We start from the raw sequence: 4,653 nt of genomic DNA, 5'->3' as shown, positions 1-4,653 counted from the left end.
CGGTTGGTGACCCCACCGACCAAGTAGCCGCCTTCGGGATAAAAATCGACTTCCGCGCGTCCGGTGTGAATCGGGATCGGGCGGGCGGCGGTTTCGGTGACCGATCCATCGTCGATCGCGATCGACAACGTGCCTTCGCCTTCGCGGATCACTTTGGGCAAGTCGAACGCGACCGCAAGCTCGCCGTTGATACCCAGTGAGCTGGTGGATTGATGAATGACGTCGCCGTCGACGACGGCTTGGATGCGTGCCGGGGCGGCGACGGGAATCGAATCATCCGCCCGGCGGACGGTCAACGTGGCCTCGACGCGGTCGGAGGCACTGTAGGATCGTTTGGAAAACTCGAGATCCGTTTTCAATCGAACCGCTCGGTAACGACGCACTTCCAATTCGCAGACCTGGTCCGGGAAAAATCCGTCCAGACTTTTGGCGATCAACTGGTACGTTCCACCGGGCGCGGATTCGGGAATCACAAACGCGCCGTTGCCGACGCCCCGCTCAGAGACGCCTTCCAGAATCGCGCCTTCAACCGTCGCACCGCTGGCGTCGAAGAGTTCAAAACGGATCGGGACGTCGAGGTGCGCCGCGAGCGTTCGACGATTCAGCGTGACCGACCGAAAGAACACGGTTTCGCCGGGACGATAAACCGGTCGATCGGTCGACAGGAATGTCAAACAACGCGTCGGTTCTAGCGGCACCGTCAATCGCACCAGACCCTTGCGACCGGTCGGATGGGCGTCGACGTGCAAGACCGCATCGCCGGGAATCGCAATGTCGTCGGGCACGCGAATCCGGCAGGGGCCTTGCCCCGTCGTTTCAGAGGTCCCGAAGAACAGCACGGCGCCTTTGGAGAGGACCTTGAAGGAGATCGTCGCCGGCACCACCGGCATCGATGGATCCAGCGTGTCGCTGAGCGTCGGATCGACGGGTTGGGGACCCACGGCGACCAGGAACTCGTTTCGCGCCGCGGCGTCGGCTCCGGCGACCGGTTGCACCGCCACACGCAGACCGACGTCGGGCGATGCAGGGCGCTGGTCCAGGTAGCGAATGCCGCTGATGGCGATCGCCAGTGTCGCCGCGGTCGCCAGCGATCCCAGCCACAGACGCAGAAAGCGATCGGGGGCTGCGGGCGAGACGTCTGTGGGCGAGACATCTGCGGAAGGGGCCGACGCAGACGCCGGGTGGCCCGGCTGCTGTGTGCTTGCCGGTTGGCGCGGCTTGGGCGAAACCGTCGGCGGGATGATCGGGGACTCGACCGATGTCTCGACCGGCGGGGCAGCGATGGTGTCCCGCCTTGCCGGCGCGGTGACCTTGGCGGCGGCGGCCAGTTTCGAGGCGACCAGCAGCGTCTCGGCCCACCGCTGTGCCACGATCGGATCGGTTTCGATGCGTCGTTTCAACTCCGCCGACTCGTCGTCTTCCAGCAATCCGTAATGCAGCTCGAGCAGGGACTGTCGCAAGTCGTCGTCGTCGATGGGCGGGTGATTGGTGTTTGGCTCGTGGTTCATGACAGGTCTCCCACGCTTTGGCGAAGTTGACGGATGGCCGAACGCATACGGGTTTTGACGGTCCCCAGCGGCAACGACATCGCGTCGGCGATCTGGGAATACGTCAGGTCACCGTTTTGCCGCAGCAAAAACACCTCTTGCTGTTCCGGCGGCAGCGTCGAAACGGCCCGCCGGAGCCGGGTGAGTTCCTCGTTTTTCATCAGCCCGTCCGTCGGGCTGTCAGCGGTCGAAGCCATCGGATGGTCCTCTTGCAGGGATTTTCGACGACGATTCCAGGCGGTTTTTCGAAAGTCGCGACCGGTATTGAGCGCGATTCGAAACACCCAGGCCCGAAGATTTTGGATGTCATCGATCTGGTGCCGGCGATGCCAACACTTCAAAAACGTTTCCTGCAACGCATCCCGGGCGTCCTCCAGATTTCCGACGACGTAATACAGCGTCCCCAGAATTTCGTCCGGACAGGAATCAAAAAACAGCTCCAGACGCTCGCATCGGGCGTCTGTCGTTGTCGGTTCGATCGATTCCGGATCGTCGCTCATGCGATACGCCTGCAGCGGAAAATGCGTTGTCCGAAGATACAGACGAGGCACGGGAGTGAACGGATTTTACAAAATCGGATACGATCGGGCTTTTTCCCAGCCTCCCACCGCGAGTCTCCGGCGTGGCGATCTCTTCGGCATTCGATCAACTGCTCCAGTCTGACCAGCCCCTGGCGGAATTGGACGCTCTGATTTGGAAAACCTTGTGCGGCGGAGCGGAATCGTCGCAGCATCCCTGGAATCTGGGGGCATTTTCGACGATCGATCTCCCCGACGGCACGATCCCGCATCCCAAGTGTCGCACCGTCGTGCTGCGTCATGCGGATCCGCCTCGCCGTGCCATCGACTTCTACACCGACATGCGGTCGGACAAGATTGAACAGCTTAATGCCCTGGGCTCTCCTGCACCGGTGTCGTGGCTGTTTTACGATCCGGCGTCCAAAATCCAGCTTCGGCTTGATGGCACCGCGGAGGTGATCGATCGTGATCAGGCCGACGAAGCGTGGAGGCAAACGACACCGGACAGCCGAGCGTCCTATCTCTCCGTCCGTCCGCCGGGCGAGCGCGTCAACAATCCCCAGCCTCCATCGACCGCAGACCGTTTCGTTACTCGAGAAGAGTCTGAACGCGGGCGGGAGAACTTCCGAATCGTGCGGACGACGGTTCGGCACGCCGACTGGTTGTACCTCCGCCGCCGAGGGCACGTGCGATCGGTGATCGATTACGAAGCGGCGGGTGGAATCGATGCGTATTGGGTGGTGCCCTAGTATTCCGTCTCGCCTTCATCTTCGGGCCCGCAGTAGTGGACGACGCGAGGAGTCCTCGCAGCTCGCAATCCGATTGGACTCGTCGCCTCGTCCACTACCCGAAAACAATAGCTGCGGCGGAATGCTCGTGCTCGGTGCCCGATGCTTATCGCCTGCGCCGTCGCAGCACGACCGGGATCGCGAACGTCGTCAAAGCAAAAAAGGATGACGGTTCGGGAACCGCCGTAATCGCCGCATCCAAGAAGTAGTTGGAACCTGAAGAACCTAGTCCTGTACTGGTCACCGTGCGACCAAAGGCAAACAGATCGACGCGATCGGGGGAGCCGAATCCACCATCGTATTCAATGGTATAGGCTCCTTGAGCATCGGTGGTCGTCGTGCCAAGCAACACATTGGAGGCATCGTACAAGTCAACGGAGATGCCCATTAGCGCATCCCCCGTCAATTCATCGGTGACGTAACCGAAGAAAATCGAGTCGTCCATCGAAAACGTTCGGGCCAGATGCTGAACTTGAGTGACATCACCCGGCGTCCAACCCCCGTCAACGATACCGATGCCGGCGTGGGTGAAGTCACTGCTGAGCATCGAGTTGCGATGCCCCGGAGGGTCCTGGATTCCATCGGTGCCAACTCCCCAGTCGATCGCAAACCCCGCGTGCATCAGATCCGGACTGAGCGGCCAATCGGCAGCGATATTTTCTCCAGCCGATAACCAATTCACGCCGGCATTGGTGAACCGACCACCAAGACCCGGCGCCCCGGGAATGGCGTGCGGATTCGCGGTCATCCCGGCGTCGTTCTCAACCCAGGTCGCATACTGATGAGCCGACCATCCGATGTTATCGCTCCACAGAAAGGGGCTCAGTGAACCAGCGGACGGTAAACTGTCAAACTGAGATTTGACCGTCGACGGAACGGTTTGAAAGAAGTCCATGCTTCCGGTCACAAGATTGTTGCCGAAGTTGCTGGCCCACCAACCAGAACTGTGCGACGTTTGGCCGGACAAGATCGAGTCGAACTGGACCTTGGTGCCGCCGTACCCAAGACCCTGAAACGCCTTGTACAGTCCATTTCGAGGATCGGCGCGAAAGTCGTTGATGGAATCGAATGCGATTTGCTCGTTGGCATCGGCGGCGCCGTAATTGATCGCCGTGAACACATCGGCGTGGGCGGCCGAAGCGACGAGTGCCGAAAGCACAAGAATACGAAGCGAGAAAAGCGGGCTCGTCAACTGAGGCATCAAAGTAATCCTCCCCGAAAAGTCTCGCCATCCATCCCGGTAATCTGGGGGGAGGGCTCTGGTCGCGGACACTGGGTAACGAGTGACGATCCTAAGCCTTTTGTCGCCAATTACAACGCGATTCTTCCCGAAGACCACGACAATTGCCGCAAAACTAGCGTCTGATCGAGAGATCACCGGCGGAGCAGCTGCAGGAACGAAAACCGTGGACCGAAGGCCAGGTGAAAGGAGACACCCACAGATCAAGCACTCACTTGAGGAGTTGCTAGCGGACACAATTCCCGTCGTCGACGGGCGGATCTTAGGGGCGGCCCCCACCGCCTCCCCTTGGCTTAGCTTTGAGCACGGAGATTTAATGGGGTCATGTCGAGTGCCGACGCTTTAGCGGCAATGTGAAATGTCGGCAAATGACCTTCGTGAAAGCTGGTTGGATGTTTTCGCCAGAACCGCGAAGGACTTCTGCGACTTGTTTTGCCGGGGCGGTCGGACCTTAACAATCGACAAGATCGAGAGCTATCAACACCAATCGGTCAACTTCTGAGGTCAAATCAACCTGGTGCGTGATATTCAAACGTGACGGACATTGGATCACCCGCGAT

Annotated in this window: 4 protein-coding genes; 1 reads left to right on the top strand and 3 read right to left on the bottom strand. The window is 59.9% G+C overall.

Annotated elements, in window-relative coordinates; all coding sequences use genetic code 11:
- A partial coding sequence (locus tag ABX749_RS22930; RefSeq protein WP_372898035.1) for an MG2 domain-containing protein occupies nt 1-1,508 on the bottom strand: 1,508 nt, incomplete at its 3' end.
- On the bottom strand, nt 1,505-2,098 hold the full coding sequence (locus ABX749_RS22925; RefSeq protein ID WP_372898034.1) for an RNA polymerase sigma factor: 594 nt from the start codon (nt 2,096-2,098) through the stop codon (nt 1,505-1,507). The genes ABX749_RS22930 and ABX749_RS22925, both read right to left, overlap by 4 nt.
- 71 nt (nt 2,099-2,169) lie before the next feature.
- On the opposite strand from ABX749_RS22925, the gene ABX749_RS22920 reads away from it, so the two are divergent.
- Nucleotides 2,170-2,814 carry a pyridoxamine 5'-phosphate oxidase family protein gene (locus ABX749_RS22920; RefSeq protein ID WP_372898033.1) on the top strand — a complete coding sequence of 215 codons (645 nt, stop codon included), beginning with the start codon at nt 2,170-2,172 and terminating at the stop codon, nt 2,812-2,814.
- 145 nt (nt 2,815-2,959) lie between these two features.
- Here ABX749_RS22920 and ABX749_RS22915 read toward each other — a convergent pair whose 3' ends face one another.
- Nucleotides 2,960-4,054 carry a hypothetical protein gene (locus ABX749_RS22915; protein ID WP_372898032.1) on the bottom strand — a complete coding sequence of 365 codons (1,095 nt, stop codon included), beginning with the start codon at nt 4,052-4,054 and terminating at the stop codon, nt 2,960-2,962.
- Nucleotides 4,055-4,653 lie beyond the last annotated feature (599 nt).

Origin of the sequence: Stieleria sp. (genome assembly GCF_041595215.1) — a bacterium.
Taxonomy (GTDB): Bacteria; Planctomycetota; Planctomycetia; order Pirellulales; family Pirellulaceae; genus Stieleria; species Stieleria magnilauensis.
Note: the sequence above shows the minus strand (reverse complement) of the source record. Positions and strands in the feature narration are given on the sequence as shown.

What these genes read in the sequence shown, in the direction of transcription:
- ABX749_RS22915 (WP_372898032.1), bottom strand. Translation starts at nt 4,054, where the DNA reads ATGCCTCAGTTGACGAGCCCGCTTTTCTCGCTTCGTATTCTTGTGCTT.